Here is a 306-nt window from a genome sequence, read left to right as displayed (position 1 = left end):
TCTTCCGGTCTACTCGCCTTGGTTAAATAAAATAGAACGGCTATGGCAATCACTTCATGAAACGGTGACACGCAATCATTGTTGCCAATTTATGTGGCAGCTTATTCGTAATGTGAAAATTTTTTTGGGAAGAGCTTCGTTAACGGCTTGGAAAGAAATGAGAAATATAAGAGTCTCACCATTATGACAAACTATTTAGTAATATATCATAGACAGGATCTTAAGCAATAACCGTTTATTTTTAGATAGAAAAAAGGCTTCATTTATGATCTGATAATCGTCGCCAAACAATAAATCAAAACCACG

1 pseudogene is annotated in these 306 nt (G+C 35.0%); it reads left to right on the top strand.

Annotated elements, in window-relative coordinates:
* A pseudogene (locus tag Xinn_RS21655) lies at positions 1–187 on the top strand (IS630 family transposase); the annotation flags it as partial.
* Between the last annotated feature and the right edge of the window lie 119 nt (positions 188–306).

This window comes from Xenorhabdus innexi, from assembly GCF_002632485.1.
GTDB lineage: Bacteria > Pseudomonadota > Gammaproteobacteria > Enterobacterales > Enterobacteriaceae > Xenorhabdus > Xenorhabdus innexi.
This window is presented reverse-complemented; position numbering and strand designations above follow the sequence as displayed.